General features: G+C 71.7%; 16 protein-coding genes. 11 read left to right on the forward strand and 5 right to left on the reverse strand.

All coding sequences use genetic code 11. The annotated features are described in order from the left end of the window. From rsmA to rsmI, 4 genes are all read right to left on the reverse strand, one after another. The coding region (gene rsmA, locus QE359_RS00005) for a 16S rRNA (adenine(1518)-N(6)/adenine(1519)-N(6))-dimethyltransferase RsmA (RefSeq protein ID WP_309776667.1) at positions 1-767 on the reverse strand (767 nt) is incomplete at its 3' end. Continuing rightward, positions 767-1,675: a TatD family hydrolase gene (locus QE359_RS00010; RefSeq protein ID WP_092385956.1), complete on the reverse strand. Its 909-nt coding sequence runs from the start codon at positions 1,673-1,675 to the stop codon at positions 767-769. The genes rsmA and QE359_RS00010, both read right to left, overlap by 1 nt. Beyond that, positions 1,672-3,249: a methionine--tRNA ligase gene (gene metG / locus QE359_RS00015; RefSeq protein WP_309776669.1), complete on the reverse strand. Its 1,578-nt coding sequence runs from the start codon at positions 3,247-3,249 to the stop codon at positions 1,672-1,674. Before metG ends, QE359_RS00010 begins: the two co-directional genes overlap by 4 nt. A 121-nt stretch (positions 3,250-3,370) precedes the next feature. Next, on the reverse strand, positions 3,371-4,192 hold the full coding sequence (rsmI, locus tag QE359_RS00020) for a 16S rRNA (cytidine(1402)-2'-O)-methyltransferase (protein WP_070418096.1): 822 nt from the start codon (positions 4,190-4,192) through the stop codon (positions 3,371-3,373). Between the two features lie 65 nt (positions 4,193-4,257). On the opposite strand from rsmI, the gene QE359_RS00025 reads away from it, so the two are divergent. Continuing rightward, positions 4,258-5,889 carry a phospholipid carrier-dependent glycosyltransferase gene (locus QE359_RS00025; protein WP_309776678.1) on the forward strand — a complete coding sequence of 544 codons (1,632 nt, stop codon included), beginning with the start codon at positions 4,258-4,260 and terminating at the stop codon, positions 5,887-5,889. Positions 5,890-5,946: 57 nt separating this feature from the next. On the opposite strand, the gene QE359_RS00030 is transcribed toward QE359_RS00025, so the two are convergent. After that, positions 5,947-6,594, reverse strand: coding sequence for a TetR/AcrR family transcriptional regulator (locus QE359_RS00030; RefSeq protein WP_070418094.1), 648 nt, complete (start codon positions 6,592-6,594; stop codon positions 5,947-5,949). Between the two features lie 165 nt (positions 6,595-6,759). Here QE359_RS00030 and QE359_RS00035 point away from each other — a divergent pair, with 165 nt between their 5' ends. From QE359_RS00035 to QE359_RS00080, 10 genes are all read left to right on the forward strand, one after another. Then, the gene (locus QE359_RS00035; RefSeq protein ID WP_309776680.1) at positions 6,760-8,301 is read left to right on the forward strand and encodes an MFS transporter; all 1,542 of its coding nucleotides are present in this window, start codon (positions 6,760-6,762) and stop codon (positions 8,299-8,301) included. Positions 8,302-8,481: 180 nt separating this feature from the next. Further along, on the forward strand, positions 8,482-9,042 hold the full coding sequence (locus QE359_RS00040) for an MOSC domain-containing protein (RefSeq protein WP_070418093.1): 561 nt from the start codon (positions 8,482-8,484) through the stop codon (positions 9,040-9,042). A gap of 83 nt (positions 9,043-9,125) precedes the next feature. Next, the gene (locus QE359_RS00045; protein ID WP_309776682.1) at positions 9,126-10,007 is read left to right on the forward strand and encodes a rhodanese-like domain-containing protein; all 882 of its coding nucleotides are present in this window, start codon (positions 9,126-9,128) and stop codon (positions 10,005-10,007) included. Positions 10,008-10,164: 157 nt separating this feature from the next. Beyond that, on the forward strand, positions 10,165-11,232 hold the full coding sequence (locus tag QE359_RS00050; RefSeq protein WP_309776683.1) for an NAD-dependent epimerase/dehydratase family protein: 1,068 nt from the start codon (positions 10,165-10,167) through the stop codon (positions 11,230-11,232). A 4-nt stretch (positions 11,233-11,236) separates the two neighbouring features. Further along, positions 11,237-11,809: an ATPase gene (locus tag QE359_RS00055; RefSeq protein WP_309776685.1), complete on the forward strand. Its 573-nt coding sequence runs from the start codon at positions 11,237-11,239 to the stop codon at positions 11,807-11,809. Positions 11,810-11,847: 38 nt separating this feature from the next. Next, positions 11,848-13,692: a DUF255 domain-containing protein gene (locus tag QE359_RS00060; RefSeq protein WP_309776687.1), complete on the forward strand. Its 1,845-nt coding sequence runs from the start codon at positions 11,848-11,850 to the stop codon at positions 13,690-13,692. Between the two features lie 19 nt (positions 13,693-13,711). Continuing rightward, entirely contained in the window at positions 13,712-17,575 is a 3,864-nt protein-coding gene (hrpA, locus tag QE359_RS00065) for an ATP-dependent RNA helicase HrpA (RefSeq protein WP_309776688.1), read from the forward strand. A gap of 19 nt (positions 17,576-17,594) precedes the next feature. Continuing rightward, positions 17,595-17,963: a VOC family protein gene (locus QE359_RS00070; RefSeq protein ID WP_309776690.1), complete on the forward strand. Its 369-nt coding sequence runs from the start codon at positions 17,595-17,597 to the stop codon at positions 17,961-17,963. Positions 17,964-17,969: 6 nt separating this feature from the next. Beyond that, positions 17,970-19,298: an HAD-IA family hydrolase gene (locus tag QE359_RS00075; protein ID WP_309776691.1), complete on the forward strand. Its 1,329-nt coding sequence runs from the start codon at positions 17,970-17,972 to the stop codon at positions 19,296-19,298. Next, positions 19,295-19,951 carry a CatA-like O-acetyltransferase gene (locus tag QE359_RS00080; protein ID WP_071296078.1) on the forward strand — a complete coding sequence of 219 codons (657 nt, stop codon included), beginning with the start codon at positions 19,295-19,297 and terminating at the stop codon, positions 19,949-19,951. Before QE359_RS00075 ends, QE359_RS00080 begins: the two co-directional genes overlap by 4 nt. The last annotated feature ends 21 nt before the right edge of the window (positions 19,952-19,972 follow it).

Raw genomic sequence — 19,972 nt, forward strand, 5'->3', positions numbered from 1 at the left:
CCACCGGCGGTGAGGAGTTCCGACGCCCGGGCACTGCTGCCGAGGACACCGGAGAGGCTCTGGCGGAGCATCTTCCGCCGCTGCTGGAACGCCCCGTCGACGAGCGCGAAGACCTGCGCCCGCAGTGCTTCGTCCCCGGGCGGGTCATGCCGGTCGAACCCGACGAGGACACTGTCGACGTTCGGCACCGGCCAGAACACCTGCCGGCTGACCTGTCCGGCGATCGACCACGACCCGTACCAGGCGGCCTTCACGCTCGGCGCCCCGTAGACCTTGCTGCCGGGACCCGCGGCGATACGGTAGCCGACTTCGGCCTGCACCATGACGAGCGCCCGTTCGATCGACGGGAAGGTCGCGAGCAGGTGGAGCAGCACCGGGACGGAGACGTTGTAGGGCAGGTTCGCGACGACGTGCGTGGGCGCCTCGGGCAGGTCCGTCGCGGCGACGGTGAGGGCGTCCTGGTGGATGACCTCGAGCCGGGCCGCCGGTTGCATCGTGGCGACCGTGTTCGGCAGCTGGGCGGCGAGCCGGCCGTCGATCTCCACCGCGGTGACGGACGCGCCCGTCTCGGTCAACCCGAGCGTCAGCGAGCCGAGACCGGGACCGATCTCGAGCACCTTCGAGTCGGCGGTGACCCGACCCGACGCCACGATGCGACGGACCGTGTTCGCGTCGTGCACGAAGTTCTGGCCGAGCTTCTTCGTCGGCGTGACGTCGAGCTGGGCCGCGAGGTCCCGGATCTCCGCCGGGCCGAGGAGCGATGCCACTACTGCTCCACCGTCACGGGCTCGGCGTCCCACGCGCCGTAGACGAGCTCGGTGTTCGAGGCGATCTGTGCCGCGAGCATCGAGGCGTCGGTCCCGAGGGTCTCGGCCATCGACCGGAGGGTGAGCGGGATGAGGTACGGCGCGTTCGGGCGGCCGCGGAACGGCGTCGGCGTGAGGTACGGGGCGTCGGTCTCGACCATGATCAGGTGACGGGGTGCGACCTCGAGCGCGGCACGAAGGGGGGCCGCGTTCTTGAACGTCACGGTGCCGGCGAACGACATGTACCAGCCGCGCTCCGCGCAGAGCCGGGCGAGGTCGGGACCGCCGGAGAAGCAGTGGAACACGGTCTTCTCGGGAGCGCCGACACGGTCGAGGACCTCGACCACGGCGTCGTGCGCGTCGCGGTCGTGGATCGTCAGCGCGAGGTCGTGCGCCTTCGCGATGCGGATGTGCTCCTCGAACGAGCGGACCTGGGCGTCGCGGCCGTCCTCGCCGGTGCGGAAGAAATCGAGACCGGTCTCACCGATCGCCCGGACCCGCGGCAGTGCCGCGAGCCGTTCGATGCCGGCGAGGTGCTCGTCGAGCAGACCCTGTTCCTGCAGCGACGGCGCCTCGTTCGGGTGCAGCGCCACCGCGGCGAGGACCCGGGGTTCCCGTGCGGCGATGGCCGCCGACCACTCCGAGGTGGCCAGGTCGGTGCCGACCTGCACGACACCGCGGACACCGACGCTCGACGCGCGGTCGAGGTGTTCCCGGTAGTCGAGCGCGCCGTCGCCGCCGTCGGCGATCTCCATGTGGGTGTGGTTGTCGTAGACCGGGACGACGAGCGCCTCGGGCAGGGGCGGGTAGGTCAGGTCCCGCTTGGACCCGTCGCCGTCACCACGGGCGCGGAGGTGGGCGTCGGTCACGCTGCGCCCTGCTCCGACTGATCGATGCGCGGGAACAACCCGGACTCGAGCGGGACCACGGTCGAGGCACCCTGCCACTCCCAGGCACGGTCCACCCGCTGCTCGGCGATCGATCCGCCGGCACCGATCGAGGCCCAGAGCTTCTCGGTCGCCTTCGGCATGACCGGCGAGAGCAGGACGGCGACGGTACCGAGCCCACGGAGCGCGGTGGCCAGGACGGTGCCGAGCCGCTCGCGCTGCGCGTCGTCCTTCGCCAGCGCCCACGGCTGCTGCTCGGTGATGTACCCGTTCAGCGCGTCGACGAGCTCCCACACCGCGGCGATGGCCTCGTGCGGGGCGAACGCGGCGATGGCGGCGTCGGCGCGCTCGGTGACGGAGACCGCGAGCGCGTCGATCGCTTCGTCGGACGAGGTCAGCGACCCACGCTCGGGCACCGCACCGTCGAAGTACTTCTGCAGCATCGCGACGAGTCGGGAGGCGAGGTTGCCGAAGCCGTTCGCGAGCTCGGCCTGGTAGCGGGCGGAGATGTCCTCCCAGCTGAAGTTGCCGTCCTGCCCGAAGGTGATGGCGCGGAGGAAGTAGTAGCGGAAGGCGTCGGACCCGAACGTGTCGGTGATCTCCGACGGCGCGATGCCGGTCAGCTTCGACTTCGACATCTTCTCGCCGCCGACGAGCAGCCAGCCGTGGCCGAACACGCGCTCGGGGACGGGCAGCCCGGCGGCCATGAGCATCGCCGGCCAGATCACCGCGTGGAACCGGGCGATGTCCTTGCCGACGATGTGCACGCTCGGCCAGAGGCGCTGGAAGGCCTCGTCGTCGTCGGTGCCGTACCCGAGCGCCGTGACGTAGTTGAGCAGGGCGTCGAACCACACGTAGAGGACGTGGTCGTGGTCCCACGGGATCTGGATGCCCCAGTCGAAGCTCGACCGCGAGATCGACAGGTCGCGCAGCCCCTGCTTGACGAACGAGATGATCTCGTTGCGGACGCTCTCCGGCTGGATGAACAGCGGGTTCGACTCGTACAGGTCGAGCAGGCGCTGCTCGAAGTCGGACATCCGGAAGAAGTAGTTGCGCTCGGACAGCACCTCGACCGGGATCGAGTGGATCGCGCAGACCTGCTGCCCCTCGTACGCACCGGTGCCGGGGACGAGGTCGCTCGGCTGCTTGTACTCCTCGCAGCCCACGCAGTAGAAGCCCTCGAACTCGCCCGCGTAGATGTAGCCGTCGTCGTACAGCTTCTGCAGGAACGCCGTCACGCCGCGCTCGTGGCGCTCGTCCGTGGTGCGGATGAAGTCGTCGTTCGCCACGTCGACCGTGTCGAGGAGCGGCTTCCACGCATCGGTCACGAGCCGGTCGGCCCACTCCTTGGGCGTGACGTCGTTGGCCGAGGCCGTCCGCAGGATCTTCTGCCCGTGCTCGTCGGTGCCGGTGAGCAGCCACGTGTCGTCGCCGCGCTGCCGGTGCCAGCGCGCGAGGACGTCCGCGGCGACCTCGGTGTACGCGTGCCCGATGTGGGGCACGTCGTTCACGTAGAAGATCGGCGTGGTGATGCTGAACGAGGACCCGTCGGACATGCGGACCATCCTACGGGCGGGCGGGAGCCGCATGACGCGCCCCGCGCGCCACCTGTGGAGAACCGGACGGGAGGCGCGGTGCGTGTCCGGAGCCGCGCCTCCAGTCCGGTGACGCTCGCGTCTACCGCGCCGCCAGCGCGCCCTCGTAGAGGTCGCGCTTCGACAGCCCCGTCGCGTCCGCGACGGCCGCGGCCGCCTCCTTCATGCGCGACCCGGCGGCCACCCGCTCCAGCACGAGCCGGACGCCGTCCTCGATCGTCGTGTCGTCGAGCGCACCGGTCGACCCCTCCACGACCACGCAGATCTCACCGCGCACCCCGTCGGCTGCCCACGCCGCGAGCTCCGCGAGGGACCCGCGCCGGACCTCCTCGTGCAGCTTCGTCAGCTCGCGGCAGACGACCGCGCGCCGGTCGTCCCCGAAGCCCGCGGCCATGTCCGCGAGCGTGTCGCCCAACCGGTGCGGCGACTCGAAGAACACCATCGTCCGCTGCTCCCCGGCGAGCGACGCGAAGAGCCGCCGACGTTCCCCGCCCTTCCGCGTCGGGAATCCCTCGAAGCTGAAGCGGTCGGTCGGCAGCCCCGACACGGCGAGCGCCATGAGCACCGCCGAGGGGCCCGGCAGCGCGGTCACCGTGACCCCGGCGGCCGCAGCGGCCTCGACGAGGGGGAAGCCCGGGTCGCTGATGGCGGGCATGCCGGCGTCGGTGAGGACGACGACGTCCTCGTCCCGCGCGAGCTCGACGACCTCGGCCGCCTTCGCCCGTTCGTTGTGCTCGTGCAGTGCGATGAGGCGCGGGCGGTTCTCGATGCCGAGCGCCCGCATGAGGTGGATCGCGGTGCGGGTGTCCTCGGCGGCGACCACACTCGCGTTCGAGAGGGTCTCGACCAACCTCCGGGAGGCGTCTCCGAGGTTGCCGATGGGCGTTGCTGCGAGCACGATCACGGGACCATTGTGGTCGCCTGTGCGCGGCTGCGGGGACATGGCGCCGATCCGTAGGATGCTCTCCGATGACCAGCGAGCTGACCGACGACCGCACCGCCGTCCCCGACGGGCCGGTCGGCTCCCGTCTCGACGACTGGTGGGGGCGCACGCTCTCCACCGCCAGGCGCGTCGCCGTCTGGCGATGGGCCGGGCCCCTGGCCGTCACGCTGCTGGCCGCGGTGCTGCGGCTCGTCGCCCTCGGACACCCGCACTCGCTCGTGTTCGACGAGACGTACTACGTCAAGGACGGCTGGTCGATCGTGCACCTCGGGTACGAGGGCACCTGGCCGGGCAACCCCGCCGACAGCTCCCAGCCGACGACGGACCAGCGGTTCGCGTCCGGTGAGACCTCGCTGTTCACCAGCGCTGCGGAGTTCATCGCGCACCCGCCGCTCGGCAAGTACCTCATCGGCCTCGGGATGCTCCTGTTCGGCGCGGACAACTCGTTCGGCTGGCGGTTCGCCGTGGCGGTGCTCGGCATCGCGACCGTGTTCCTCACGGCGGTCATCGCCCGGTCGCTCTTCCGCTCGACGCTGGTCGGCACCCTCGCCGGCTTCCTGCTCGCGATCGACGGGCAGGCGATCGTGCTGTCCCGTGTGAGCCTGCTCGACGGGATCCTGACGTTCTTCGTGGTGCTCGGCTTCGGCGCGCTGCTGCTCGACCGTCGCTGGACGTCCAGGCGGCTCGACGCCTGGGTCGCCCGACGCACGGCAGCCGGCCGCGACACGCTCTGGGGGCCGGTGCTCTGGTGGCGTCCGTGGCTGATCGCGATGGGGGTGGCGCTCGGACTCGCGACCGCGACGAAGTGGTCCGGCATGTACTTCCTCGCGTTCTTCGCGGTGTACTCCGTGCTGACCGACATGATGCTGCGGAAGCGGGCCGGCATCGAGTTCTGGTCCTCGAGCGCCTGGCTGCAGCAGGGACCGGCGTCGTTCCTGCTCACGGTGCCGATCGCCGCGGTCACCTACGTCGCGTCGTGGACCGGGTGGTTCGTGTCGAAGGACGGCTGGGACCGCGACTGGATCGCCACGGGCGGGCAGCGCTGGACCGGCGCGCTGTCGTGGGTGCCGGACAGCCTGCAGAACTGGTGGCACTACCAGTCCGAGATCTACGGCTTCAACATCGGCCTGCACACCCCGCACTCGTACCAGGCGAACCCACTGCTCTGGCTGCTCATGCAGCGACCCACGTCGATGTACTACGTCGGCACGAACGCCGGTCAGGACGGCTGCACGGCGACCCGCTGCGGGGAGGCCATCACCGGCATCGCGAACCCGTTCATCTGGTACGCGGCGGTCATCGCGACCGTGGCGCTGCTGGTGCTCTGGATCCTGCGCCGCCGGTGGGAGTACGCCTTCGTCCTGATGGGTGTCGCGGCGGGGTACCTGCCGTGGCTGCTCTACGTGAACCGAACGGTGTTCCAGTTCTACACGGTCTCGTTCGAGCCCTTCATGGTGATGGCGCTCGCCGCGGCGATCGGGTTGGTGCTCGGGTCACGGGACGATCCCAGGCCACGCCGGACCCGAGCGGTCGCCTGGGTCGGCGTGTACCTCGGGGTCGTCGTGCTCGCGTCGGCGTACTGGTTCCCGATGTGGACCGGCATGCAGATGCCGTGGGACTTCGTGCGGTCGCACTACTGGGTGCCGAGCTGGTTGTAGCGCGTGCGCGGTGTCAGGACTGCGCGTGTGCGCCGTCAGGACTGCGCGTGTGCGCCGTCAGGACTGCGCGTGCAGTGCTCGCTCGATCGATTCGCGGTCGAGCGGCTCGCCGAGCATGGGCGCTTCCCGTTCGCCCGGGAGCACGCCCTCGATGAGGACCTCGGCGTAGCGGCGCCACGCGTTCGGGTCGTGCGCGCGGGTGGTGTCCGCGACGGCGCCGACCATCGAGGTGAGCATCGGCAGGTCGCGGTAGTCGAACCCGACCCGCACGACGCCGGCGTCCCGCGCACGGCGGATGATCTCGGAGACCTGGGTCTCGAGTCGATCGCGTTCCTGCACGATCGACGGACGCGACTTGCCGGCACGCACGATGGCGTCGGCGAGGGCCCGGTCGCGTGCCCGGAACTCGAACACGCCCATCAGGTACACCCGCAGGGACTCGCGCGGATCGGACTCGTCCGCTGCACGTGCCGCGGCGTCGTTCATCGCCTCGAACTTGGTGGCGAGCAGCGCCTCGATCAGGGAGTCCTTGTCGGCGAAGCGGCGGTAGACCGTGCCGACGCCGACCCCGGCCTCGTGCGCGATGTCGTTCAGCGTGACCGACAACCCGCGTTCCGCGAAGCACTTGCGTGCCGTCTGCAGGATCAGCTCGCGGTTGCGTGCTGCGTCGGCGCGGAGGGGGCGCTCGAGGTCGGTGGTGCTCACGGCCTCGACGCTAGTTGAACTTTCTGGGAATAAGCGGATGCGGACCTTCCGTTTCGGTCTACACTGGTCACAAGCGGATGCATCGCATCCGCTTCATCCTCCCTCTCCCGGAGCGCCCGACGGCGCGTGCTCCACCATCCCTCCACCTTCTCGAAGGAGGCTGCCGTGACGGCAGAACAGACCGTGCCGACCCCCACCGGGACAGCACCCACGACTTCCGGCTCCACGCCCGACAAGAGCAACCACCGTTGGATCGCCCTGGCGGTCATCGCCCTCGCGCAGCTGATGGTCGTGCTCGACGCGACGATCGTCAACATCGCACTGCCCTCGGCCCAGGCCGACCTCGACTTCGGCACCGACCAGCGCCAGTGGATCGTCACGGCGTACTCGCTCGCGTTCGGTTCGCTGCTGCTCCTCGGCGGGCGGCTCGGCGACCTCTTTGGCCGGAAGAACACCTTCATCATCGGGCTCGTCGGCTTCGCCGTGGCGTCCGTGCTCGGCGGCCTGGCGGACTCGTTCGGCCTGCTCGTCGCCGCTCGTGCACTGCAGGGCGTGTTCGGCGCGCTGCTCGCCCCCTCCGCGCTGGGCATGCTGACGACGACCTTCCGCGACCCAAAGGAACGCGGCCGTGCGTTCGGCATCTTCGGGTCGATCGCCGGCTCCGGTGCCGCGATCGGCCTCCTCCTCGGTGGCGTGCTCACCGAGTACGCGTCGTGGCGCTGGTGCCTCTACGTGAACGTCGTGTTCGCCGTCCTCGGCGTGATCGGCGCCCTGGTCTTCATGGCGAAGCCGCCGAAGGTCGAGCGTCCGCGCATCGACGTCGCCGGCGTCCTCACGATCACGGCTGGCCTCGTCGGCGTCGTCTACGGCTTCTCGAACGCCGAGACGAACGGCTGGGACTCCCCGCTCACGATCGTCATGCTCGCGGCCGGCGTGGTGCTCATCGCGGCGTTCGTGTTCATCGAGACCCGTGTCGCGCACCCGCTGCTGCCGCTCCGGGTCGTGCTCGACCGTGACCGCGGTGGCTCGTTCATCGCGATCGGCCTGGTGGCGATCGGCATGTTCGGCATCTTCCTGTTCCTGACCTACTACCTCGAGCAGACCCTCGGGTTCAGCTCGCTGCAGACGGGTCTGGCGTTCCTGCCGATGCCGCTGTCGATCATGATCTCGGCGACGCAGATCGGCGGTCGCCTGCTCCCCCGCGTCGGGCCGAAGGTGCTCATCTTCGCCGGTGGTCTCGTCGCGTCGATCGGCCTGCTGCTGCTCCTCCGCACGGACCTCGACAGCTCCTACGCGGGCACCGTCCTGCCGGCGCTCATCGTGATCGGCCTCGGCATGGGCACGATCTTCTCGTCCGCGATGAACACCGCGACGACCGGGGTCGCCCGTGCCGACGCGGGCGTGGCCTCGGCGACGGTGAACACGATGCAGCAGATCGGCGGCTCGATCGGCACCGCGCTCCTGTCGACGATCTTCGCCGACGTCGTGGCGAACAGCCTCTCCGGGCTCTCCGCGGCGCCGACGAAACTCCAGCAGGCGCAGGCCGTGCTCGACGGGTACCACGTGGCGTTCGGCATCTCGGCGGGCGTGCTCGTCCTGGTCGCCCTGGCCGGTGGGCTCCTCATCAACCGCCAGTCGGTGCGGCTCGCGAAGCTCGAGCACGCCAGCGCGGCGACGACGGGCAGCATCCCGACCGCGGCGCACTGACCCACCCCGCTCGACACGAACGGCCCGTCCCGGTTCCCCGGGGCGGGCCGTTCGTCGCTCGCGGGCTCGCCCTGGGTTGCACGCGGTCTTCGACAACCCGCGGGTGGATCGACTCGCGGAACGTCGCACTCCGCGCGGGACCCCCTCGCGCCCCGACCCGATCCGCGCCAGGATCGAGGGGTGACCGAACACCAGGAAGACCACGCCGCCGTCGTCTCCGTCAGCCGCGACACCGACCACCGGTTCAGCAAGCCGGTCGTGGACGAGGTCGTGCTCGTCGCCGGCTGGGGCATCGAGGGCGACGCACACGCCGGTACCACCGTCCAGCACCGGTCCCGGGTCGCGCGGGACCCCTCGCAGCCGAACCTGCGGCAGGTCCACCTGCTGCACACCGAACTCTTCGACGAGGTCGCCGAGGCCGGGTACGAGGTCGCCCCGGGCCAGATGGGCGAGAACGTCACCACCCGCGGCGTCGACCTGCTCGGGTTGCCGACCGACACGCTCCTGCACCTCGGCGACGACGCGTGCGTCCGCGTGACCGGCCTGCGGAACCCGTGCCAGCAGATCAACGACTTCGAGCCCGGGCTCCTGCGCGCCGTGCTCGGTCGCGCCGAGGACGGCTCGGTCGAACGCAAGGGCGGCGTGATGGCCGTCGTCGTCACCGGAGGGGTGGTCCGCCCCGGAGACCGCATCCGCGTCGAGGTCCCCGCCGGCACGCCGGAACCGCTCCGTCCGGTCTGACGATCCGCCGCAGGACGCGGCCCGGTTTCGCAGTGTGTCGGTTTCCCTCGCACACGTCAGGGGTGCCGATTACCCTTTTCGGCATGGCCCCCGTCCTGACCTCGCCGCTCGTGTCGACGCAGTGGCTCGCAGACCACCTCGGTGCTGACGAGCTCGTCGTGCTCGACGCGTCCGTGCACACCGCGGGGACCGGTCTCGAGACGACGTGGCAGACGGCGCGGGACTCCTACGAGCAGCGCGGACACGTCCCCGGCGCCCGGTACGCCGACCTCGTCGAGGCGTTCTCCACGCCCGACGCCGACGTCCCGTTCACCCGACCCGGCGCCGAGCGGTTCGAGTCCACCGCCGGCGACCTCGGCGTGACGAACACCTCGACGGTCGTGGTCTACGACGACAGCGTCGGCGAGTGGTCGGCGCGGCTCTGGTGGATCTTCCGCTCGTTCGGCTTCGACTCCGTCGCTGTGCTCGACGGGGGCTTCACCAAGTGGCGGGACGAGGGCCGCCCGGTGCGCGTCGGCGCGCTCCGATCGGCGCCGAAGCCTGCGTCGCACGTGGGCGACGCGACGGCGACCACGACCTTCCTCGCGGGCGAGGAGCGTCCGCTCTGGGCCGACCACGAACGAGTTCTCCGTGCCGTCTCGGGCGAGCAGCCCGCGTCGCTGGTGTGCGCCGCGCCCGAGTCCGCCCTCGGCGCCGAGCACCCGCCGATCGTCCCCGGCAGCACCCCGATCACCGTGGACACGCTGGTGGACCCCACGACGAACGCGTACCTGCGCCGTCCCGCCCTCGAGCAGGCCTTCGCATCGGTGCTCGACGCCGACGAGATCGTGACCTACTGCGGTGTCGGCAGTGCCGCGTGCGTCGACGCCCTCGCGCTGACGGTGCTCGGCCACGAGAAGGTCCGGGTCTACGACGGGTCCCTGCTCGACTGGTGGCGGCGCGAGCCCGAGGCACTGGCCTTCTAGCCCGACGACACCGGCCGCCGACGCCCGTCACACCGGCGCCCGACGCCGGTGACACCGGCGGCCGACACCGACGACACCGGCAGCCGACACCGGCGGCCGTCTCGGGTGACTCCGCGCCCGCGCCCGCGCCCGCGCCCGCGCCGACTACCGTTGACCCATGAGCACCAGACGCGCGGTCGTCCTCGGCGGTACCGGCGGGATCGGTTCGGCCGTCGCGCGTGCGCTCCTCGACGCCTCCGGACGCGGCGGCGACGACTGGCAGGTGGACGTGGTCGCCCGCCGCGGTGGCCCCGTCGCCGACGAACTCACCGCGGCGGGAGCGACGTTCACCCCGGGCGACCGTCGCGACACCGCCGTCCTCCGCGACCTCCTCCGCCCCGGCGCCGACCTGCTGGTGGACACGGTCGGCGTCACCCGCGACGACGCCCGGCAGCTCCTGCCCTTCCTCGAGGACGTCGGCTCGACCGTGTTCGTGTCGTCGAAGGCCGTGTACGCCGACGAGCAGGGTCGGCACGCGAACTCGCTGGACAAGCCCGTGTTCGGCGGCGCGGTGACCGAGCTGCAGCCGACCGTCGCGGCGGGCGACGGCGACCCCACCGGTCGTGACGGCTACGGCGCCGCCAAGGTCGCCGCAGAACAGGTGCTGCTCGACCACGGCGCCCCGGTCACCGTGGTCCGGCCCTCGAAGGTGTACGGCGTCGGCATCGGTCGGCCTCGCGAGTGGTTCGTCGTCCGTCGGGCGCTGGACGGTCGGGAGCGCATCCTCCTCGCCGACCACGGCCGCAGCGTCGACCACACCACGGCTGCCAGCGGCATCGGTTCCCTCGTCCGCCTCGTCGCCGACGCACCTGACCGCCGCATCCTCAACGTCGCCGACGACACCGCGCCGAGCGTGCTCGAGATCGTCCGGGCCATCGCCGGCCACCTCGACCACCCGTTCGACGAGGTCCTGCTCGACGCCGACGCCCCCGCGTTCGTGGGCACCACCCCATGGACCACGCCGACGCCGTTCGTCCTCGACACCACCGCCGCACGCTCCCTCGGGTGGGAGCCGCCCGTGTTCGCGACGGCGGTCCGGCCGGAGCTCGACTGGCTCGTCGAGACGGCGCACGCGGTCCCGGTCGGCAGCGACGTCCCGTGGGCCGACGACCCGTTCTGGGACCGGCTGTTCGACTACGGCCCCGAGGACGCCGCCCTCGCCCTCCTGTCGCTCAGCCGGGAATGACGCCGTGCCCCGCTCCGAGGTCCTCTTCATCGGGGGCAGGTCCGGCGTGGGCAAGTCGACCGCGGCAGAGGCACTGCACGACCTGCTCGTCGCCGCCGACGTCCGGCACGCCGTCATCGAGGGCGACTTCCTCGACCTCGCCCACCCCGCCCCGCACGTCGAGCACCCGGAGGCCCGCCTCGCCGAACGGAACCTCGCCGCGATGTGGGCCCGGTACCGCGAACTCGGTCACCACCGGCTCGTGTACACGAACACCGTGTCGGTGCTGGAGCGGGACGCGTTGGCCGAGGCGATGGGCGACGATCCCGTCGTGACCGCCGTGCTGCTCCGCGCCGGCGACACGACGACCGCCGACCGGCTGCGCCGTCGTTCCGGTGGGCACCTCCCCGAGGCGCAGCTGGCGCACAGCACGCGGACGGCCAGGAGGCTCGACTCGGCTGTCCGAGGCGACGTCACCCGGGTGGACACCGACTCCCGGTCGCCGGTCGACGTGGCCGCGCAGCTCGCGTCGCTCGTGGGCTGGGTCGGTCTGCGGCAGCCTGTGGACACCGCGGATCCGTCCACAGATCGCGGCTGAGGGCAGCGCACCCAGGACGGTCGAGGCAGGCTGGACGCATGACCGACAACCGCCTCGGCTCCGCCGTCAGCCCGTACCTCCGCCAGCACGCCGACAACCCGGTGGACTGGCGTGAGTGGGGCCCGGAAGCCTTCGCCGAGGCCCGCGAACGCGACGTCCCCGTGCTCGTGTCGGTCGGCTACGCCACGTGCCACTGGTGCCACGTCATGGCACGCGAGAGCTTCTCCGACCCGGGCATCGGCGAGCTGCTCCGCCAGGACTTCGTCGCGGTGAAGGTCGACCGCGAAGAGCGGCCGGACGTGGACGCCAGCCTGATGGCCTCGGCGAGTGCCTTCACGCAGCAGCTCGGCTGGCCCCTGACGACGTTCCTCACACCGGACGGGCACGTGTTCTTCGCGGGGACGTACTTCCCGCCGTCGCCCGTCGGGCAGGTGCCGGCGTTCCGGCAGATCCTGGCGGCGGTGCTCGACGCGTGGACCGAGCGCCGGCACGAGGTGGACGCGAACGCGAGTGCGATCGCGGCGGCGATCCGGCAGGGTGCCGAGGCGGACCGGACCGCCCGCGGTGGCGCGGACGGTGGCGGGGACGAGCCGCGCCTCCCGAGCGTCGACGACGTCCGAGCCGTCGTCGACCAACTGGCACAGGCCGAGGACACCACCCACGGCGGTTTCGGCGGTGCCCCCAAGTTCCCGAGCGCGCCGCTGCTCGAGTTCCTGTCGGACGTCGCCGCAGACGGCGACGCTCGGGCGTCCGCACTGCTCGAACGTTCCCTGCACGCGATCCGCGCGAGCGAGCTGACCGACGCCGACGGCGGGGTCTTCCGGTACGCGACCAAGCGCGACTGGTCGGTGCCGCACTACGAGCGGATGCTCTACGACAACGCGGGACTGCTCGCGGTGGCCGGGGCGGAGCAGGCCCGGGGGATCGCCGACTTCCTGCGGGACACGCTCCGGCGTGCGGACGGCGCGTTCGTCGCGGCGCAGGACAGCGAGTCCACCATCGACGGCCGGCGGGTCGAGGGCGAGTGGTACCGACTCCCGCTCGACGAGCGCGGGCGGCTCGATCCCCCGCCGCTCGACGACCAGGTGCTCACCGGGTGGAACGGCCTGGCGATCCGGGGGCTCGCCATCGCCGGGGCCCGCCACGGGGACGCCGAGATGATCGCGCTCGCACGGGGTGCGGCCGACGCGATCGTCGCCGGGCACCTCACGGACGGACACGCGTCGGTGCGGTCGAGTACTCCGCGCGGCGCGTCGACGGCGGCGTCCACCATCGAGGACGTGGGACTCCTCGCCGAAGGGCTCCTCGAACTCGCCCTCGTCACCGGGGAGCTCCCCTACGCCGACGTCGCGCGCACGCTGGTCGACGACGGCCTGGCCGGGCGGTTCGACGCCGATCTGGTGCTCGCCGCAGCCGGCACCGCCACGGGCGAGCAGCCGCAGACCGCCATGCGCTCCGGCACAGTCGCACTCGCCGCGGCCGCCGCGACGCTCGCCGCACTGACCGGCGACGAGTCGTACCGGGCGGCGGCGGTGTCGCTCGTGACCGACCGGGCCGTCACCGGGACGGAACGGCCGCTCGGGCACGCCGATGCCCTCGGGGTCGCGCTCGCGCTGCAGCGTCCCTCGCGCGAGGTCGTCGTGGTCGCCTCGGACCCGGATGACCCGATCCGTGCGGCGGCCCGCGGCGCTCGGCGTCCGGGGACCGTCGTCGCCACGGTGACCCCGGCGCAGGCGACCGACTGGTCCACCGCGGGCTTCACGCTCTTCGAGTCCCGCGACGGGCTCGACCCCGCCGGGTACGTCTGCCACGACCGCGTGTGCGCCCTGCCCGCGCGGTCGGTCGGCGAGCTGACGGCACAGCTCAGCGCCCCGGACGCCTGACGGGTATCCTGGAATGCTCATGTCGACCACGCTGCCCGTCATCACGTACCCGCCCGAACTGCCGGTGTCGCAGCGGCGGGACGACATCGCTGCCGCCATCCGCGACAACCAGGTCGTGATCGTCGCCGGTGCCACGGGTTCGGGCAAGACCACCCAGCTGCCGAAGATCTGCCTCGAGCTCGGACGTGAGCACATCGGGCACACCCAGCCCCGACGGATCGCTGCCCGGACCATCGCCGAGCGCGTGTCCGAGGAACTCGGGGGCGAGCTCGGCGGCCTCGTCGGGTACCAGGTCCGCTTCACCGACAAGGTGTCCTCCGACACCCGGGTCAAATTGATGACCGACGGCATCCTGCTCAACGAGATCCACTTCGACCGCGACCTCAAGCGGTACGACACGATCATCATCGACGAGGCGCACGAGCGGTCCCTCACCATCGACTTCCTGCTCGGCTACCTCAAGCGGCTGCTCCCCCGTCGGCCGGACCTCAAGCTCATCATCACGAGTGCGACGATCGACCCCGAGTCGTTCTCGCAGCACTTCGGCGGCGCACCGATCATCGAGGTGTCCGGCCGCACCTACCCGGTCGAGATCCGGTACCGCCCGCTCGTCGCGGAGGACGCCGACGACGCCGACCGCGACGACGAAGGCGACGAGGACGATCCGCGGACGGACGACCACGGCGGGCGCACGGCCGACGACCGCGACACGATGCAGGGCATCACCGACGCGCTCGACGAACTCGCGCAGGAGGACCCGGGCGACGTCCTCGTGTTCCTCTCCGGCGAGAACGAGATCCGCGACGCCCAGGACGCCATCGAGGGCAAGCGCTACCCCGGTACCGAGGTCCTCCCGCTCTACGGCCGTCTGTCCGCCGCCGACCAGCACCGGGTCTTCGAGCGGCGCACCACACCGGGCATCCGACGCCGAGTGGTCCTCGCGACCAACGTGGCGGAGACGAGTCTGACGGTCCCCGGCATCAAGTACGTGATCGACGTCGGAACCGCCCGCATCTCGCGCTACTCGCCGCGGGCCAAGGTGCAGCGACTGCCGATCGAGGCGATCTCGCAGGCGAGCGCGAACCAGCGCTCCGGTCGCGCGGGCCGCACGAGCGCCGGCATCGCGATCCGGCTCTACTCCGAGGACGACTTCGAACGCCGCCCGGAGTTCACCGACCCCGAGATCCTGCGGACGAACCTCGCGGCGGTGATCCTGCAGATGATCTCGCTGGGGTTCGGTGACATCGAGGCGTTCCCGTTCCTGCAGCCGCCGGACTCCCGGGGTGTGAAGGACGGCCTCGACCTGCTCCGCGAGCTCCGAGCCGTCGACGCCGCGGGCACGATCACGAAGACCGGCAAGCAGCTCACCCGGTTGCCCATCGACCCCCGGCTCGGACGCATGGTGCTCGAGGCCGGTCGGCAGGGCGTCGGGCGCGAGGTCATCGCCGTCGTGAGCGCCCTGAGCATCCAGGACCCGCGCGAGCGCCCCCTCGAGAAGCGCGCGCACGCCGATCAGCTGCACTCCCGGTTCGCCGATCCGACGAGCGACTTCCTCACCCTGCTCAACCTCTGGAACCACATCGAGGACAAGCAGGACGAGCTCTCGTCCAGTGCGTTCCGCCGCCTGTGCAAGGCCGAGTTCCTGAACTACCTCCGCATCCGCGAGTGGCAGGACCTGTACCGGCAGCTCTCCCGCGCGGCGAAGCAGGTCGACGTCCGCATCGGGCAGGCGCGCTCCGACGACGGCGACGCGGTGCACCGTTCCCTGCTGGCCGGACTCCTCAGCCAGATCGGCCTGCGCGACCGTGAGAAGCGCGACTACCTCGGCTCGCGGAACACCCGGTTCGTGGTGTTCCCCGGCAGTGTCCTCGCCAAGAAGCAGCCGGACGCGGTGATGGCCGCCGAACTCGTCGAGACGAGTCGGCTCTTCGCCCGGACGGTCGGTCGGATCGACCCGGCGTGGGTCGAGCCGCTCGCCGGGGACCTCCTGAAGCGCACGTACGGTGAGCCCCACTGGGAGAAGAAGCAGGGGGCGGCCGTCGCCTACGAACGGGTCACCCTGTTCGGCGTCCCGATCGTCCAGCGCCGCCGCGTGCAGTACAAGCGCGTCGACCCGGAGCACTCGCGTGAGCTCTTCATCCGGCACGCGCTCGTCGAGGGCGAGTGGGACGCGCAGCAGGCGTTCGACCGCGACAACCGCAAGCTGCGGCGCGAACTCGAACAGCTCGAGGAGCGCACGCGTCGCCGCGACATCCTCTTCGACGACGAGCGGGTCTTCGAGTTCTACGACGCCCGCATCCCGGCCGACATCGCGACCACGCGCGACTTCGAGGGCTGGTGGCGGCAGACGAGGCGCGAGCAGCCGGACCTGCTCACGATGCGCCGGTCGGACCTGCTGGACGAAGACGCGGCCGAGGCCGCACAGGACCAGCAGGAGTACCCGACCCAGTGGCGGAGCGGCGACCAGCGCCTCGCGATCAAGTACCGGTTCGAACCCGGCGCGCAGGACGACGGCGTGAGCGTGCAGGTGCCGCTCGCACTGCTCCCGCGCATGCGCGAAGAGGGCTTCGACTGGCAGGTCCGCGGCCTCCGCAAGGAGCTCGTCACGGCGCTCATCAAGTCCCTGCCGAAGCAGATCCGGAAGAACGTCGTCCCCGCTGCCGACTGGGCCGAGAAGATCGTCGCCGAGCTCCCCGACGACGCCCCGACCGAGCCGACCGAGTCGTTCCGCGCCACCCTCGCCAAGGCGATCCAGCGCATGACGTACGTGCCGGTGTCGGAGTCGGACTTCGACCTCTCGCGGGTACCGGCCCACCTCCTGCCGACGTGGGCCGTCGTCGACGAACGCGGCCGTCGGGTCGAGGCCGGCAAGGACCTCTCGGCCCTGCAGACGAAGCTCAAGGACCGGACGCAGCAGAGCGTCGCCTCGGCGACGACGCGCGCCGCAGGGCGTCCAGGAGGCGCGGCTCGCGTCGCGTCCGCCGCCTCCGGTGGCGCCGTGGAGCGGTCAGGGCTCACCACCTGGCCGTCCGACGACCTGCCGCAGGTGCTCGACACGAAGCAGGCGGGTGGCGTGATCCGCGCGTACCCGTCCCTCGTGGAGGAGGGCGACGGCCCGAAGGCGACGGTCGGCGTCCAGCTGCTCGCGACGCCGTCCGACCGGGCCGTGCGGATGCCCGCGGGTGTCCGGCGGCTGGTCATGCACGCGGTGCCCTCGCCGGTCTCCTACATCCAGTCCCACCTGACCGCGCAGGAGAAGCTCGCGCTCGCCGCCAGTCCGTACCCCTCCACCGCGGCGCTCTTCGACGACGTCCTCGCGGCGGTCGTGGACGCCGGGATCCGCCGGGCGCACCCCGACGGGCTGGTGTTCACGAAGACCGACTTCGAGTCCGTGCGCGACACCGTGTCCGCGACCGTCGTCGACACGATGTTCACCGCCGTGTCCGAGGTGGCCGCGGTCCTCGCCGCGCACCGGGCCGCGGAACGGTCGCTCAAGCAGGCGAACTCGATGTCGCTCCTGCCGGCGCTCACGGACATGCGGCAGCAGATGGAGCGGCTCGTCTTCCCGGGGTTCGTCTCGGTCGCCGGACTCGATCGTCTCCGGCGCATCCGGGTGTACCTGCAGGGTGTCGACGCACGCGTGCAGAAGCTCCTGCACAACCCCGGCCGAGACGCCACGTGGATGCGCGAGGTCACCGTCGCGACCGACCGGTACGTCGACGCGGGCGGCACCTTCCCGCCGTCCGTCGGAGCGCACCCCGAACTCGTGCACGCCCGCTGGATGCTCGAGGAGTTCCGGCTCAGTCTCTTCGCGCAGGGGCTCGGCACCGCCGAGACGGTCTCGCTGCAGCGCATCACGAAGGCGCTGGCCGCCGCCCGCTGATCGGGCTAGCGTGGCGGCCATGATCGGCACACTCGACGTCATCGTCCTCGACTGCGCGGCCCCCCGGGCACTCGCCCGCTTCTACTCCGAACTGCTCGGCGGCGAGATCGTCGGCTACGACGAGGAGTGGGCCGAAGTGGCCCTGCCCTTCACGGACCACCGGCCGATCCTCGCCTTCCAGCAGGTGGCCGCGTACCGCGCCCCCGAGTGGCCCGGCCAGGACGTCCCGCAGCAGAGCCACCTCGACGTGAAGGTCGACGACCTCGACGCCGGCGAGACCGCGGTCCTGGCCATCGGGGCGACGGCGACGGGCTCGGGGACGGACACGTTCCGCGTGTACCTCGACCCGGCCGGGCACCCGTTCTGCCTCATCCGTCCGAACGACTGACGGCTCGTGACGGGCATCCGCGCGGTCCTGTTCGACCTGGACGGCGTCATCCGACACTTCCACCCGGAGCACGTCGAGACCATCGAACGCGCGCACGACCTGTCCCCGGGAACGATCGAGGCGGTGGCGTTCGCCGCACCCCTGATCGACGAGGTGACGACCGGTCGGATCACCCGAGCCGAGTGGGTCCGGGCCATCGGTGAGCGCATCGGCGACCAGGCCGCCGCCGAGGCCTGGGGCCGACACCCGTTCACCCCCGACGCCGACGTGCTGGCCCTCGCGGACGAGCTCCGCGCCGCCGGGTACACGACGGCGGTGCTCACGAACGGCACGGACGGCATCCCGGCCGAGGTGGCCTCGTTCGGCCTGCACGACCGGGTCGACGCCGTGTTCAGCTCGCACGAGATCGGGTTCGCGAAGCCCGATGTCCGGGCCTTCCGGCACGTGCTCGACGCGCTCGGGTTGGACGGACCCGAGGTGTTCTTCACGGACGACTCGGAGCGGAAGCTGGCCGGGGCCGTCGAACTCGGCATGCGGGTCCACCACTTCACCGGGGTCGACGGACTCCGGGCTGCCCTGCGCTCGAGCGGCGTCGACGTCGCAGGCTTCGCCGACAGGTCCAGCCATCGGGCCCGCATCGACCTGCTCGAGGAGGCGATCGACGGGTTCGAGGCGGTGCTCCGGTCCGGCGACCACAGCGCCGTGGTGCCGTCCTGCCCGGGGTGGACGCTGGCGGACCTCGCCGGGCACCTGACCGACATCCACCGCTGGGCCCTCGGCCAGCTCACCGGAACCGAGCCGGACGACCCAGACGACCCCGACGACCCGGAAGCGCCGGAGCCCGCCGACCTCGCCGACCGGTTCCGTGCCGGCGCGGACCGCCTCGTGGCCGCGCTCCGCGCGCGCCCCGCGGACGCCGCGTGCAGCGCGATCGACCCACCCGACACCGCCGGCACGTGGGCACGACGGCAGCTGCACGAGACGACGATCCACCTGTGGGACGCGCAGCAGGCGGTCGGGGGCGAGCCGCGCCTCCGGGCCGACACCGCGGCCGACGGCGTGCGCGAGGTGGTCGGCGACCTGTACCCGCGCCAGGTGCGCCTCGGCCGCGTCGATGCGTTGTCGGAGACCGTCGTGTTCCGGTTCCCGGACGCCGACGGCGAGGCGGAGCTCGTCGGGACGGCGGGTGCCGGACCGGCGGTCCGGGTGACGGGGCGGGCGGAGGACCTGCTGCTCGTCCTCTGGGGCCGACGCCCGCTCGACACGGTCGCCGTGACGATCGACGGGGACCGTTCGGCACTCGACCAGGCGCTCGCGACGAAACTGGTCCCATGACCGAGCTCCGCCCCGTCGACCTCGACCGCTGGCCCCGACGCGAACACTTCGAGCACTACCGCGACCGGGTGCCCTGCACGTGGGAGATGACCGTCGAGCTCGACGTCACGGACTTCGCCGAGACCGTGCGCGCCACGGACCGCCGCACGTACGCGTCGCAGATCTGGGCGATCGCGTCGGTGGTGAACCGGCACGCCGAGTTCCGGATGCAGCTGCTCGACGACGGGTCGCCCGCCGTCTGGGACGTGGTGCACCCGATGTTCACCGTGTTCCACCCCGACACCGAGACGTTCTCGGTGCTGACCGTGCCGTACGACGACGATCCGGCACGCTTCCACGAGGCCGCGGTCGCCACGATGGAGCGCTACCGGGACGACCACCGGATGTTCCCGCAGGAGGACCGCCCGCGGAACGTGTTCGACATCTCGACCCTGCCCGGGGCGTCCTTCACCGGGTTCGCCCTGCACGTGCGGGACGGCTGGGACCACCTGCTGCCGATCTTCACCATCGGCCGGTACCGCTTCGTCGAGGGGCGCACCCTGATGCCGCTCGCGCTCCAGGTGAACCACGCGGTCACGGACGGCTTCCACGGGTCCCGGTTCGTCGACGAGCTCCAGACGGTGCTCGCCGAGGCGGGGTGGCTCCGGCGCTGAACGCCCCTGGTGCCCGCCGCC

Source organism: Curtobacterium sp. SORGH_AS_0776 (assembly GCF_031453355.1).
Classification (GTDB): domain Bacteria; phylum Actinomycetota; class Actinomycetes; order Actinomycetales; family Microbacteriaceae; genus Curtobacterium.

What these genes read in the sequence shown, in the direction of transcription:
- QE359_RS00080 (WP_071296078.1), top strand. Translation starts at nt 19,295, where the DNA reads ATGACCGAGCTCCGCCCCGTCGACCTCGACCGCTGGCCCCGACGCGAA.
- QE359_RS00050 (WP_309776683.1), top strand. Translation starts at nt 10,165, where the DNA reads ATGAGCACCAGACGCGCGGTCGTCCTCGGCGGTACCGGCGGGATCGGT.
- metG (WP_309776669.1), bottom strand. Translation starts at nt 3,249, where the DNA reads ATGTCCGACGGGTCCTCGTTCAGCATCACCACGCCGATCTTCTACGTG.
- QE359_RS00060 (WP_309776687.1), top strand. Translation starts at nt 11,848, where the DNA reads ATGACCGACAACCGCCTCGGCTCCGCCGTCAGCCCGTACCTCCGCCAG.
- hrpA (WP_309776688.1), top strand. Translation starts at nt 13,712, where the DNA reads ATGTCGACCACGCTGCCCGTCATCACGTACCCGCCCGAACTGCCGGTG.
- QE359_RS00025 (WP_309776678.1), top strand. Translation starts at nt 4,258, where the DNA reads ATGACCAGCGAGCTGACCGACGACCGCACCGCCGTCCCCGACGGGCCG.
- QE359_RS00070 (WP_309776690.1), top strand. Translation starts at nt 17,595, where the DNA reads ATGATCGGCACACTCGACGTCATCGTCCTCGACTGCGCGGCCCCCCGG.
- QE359_RS00045 (WP_309776682.1), top strand. Translation starts at nt 9,126, where the DNA reads ATGGCCCCCGTCCTGACCTCGCCGCTCGTGTCGACGCAGTGGCTCGCA.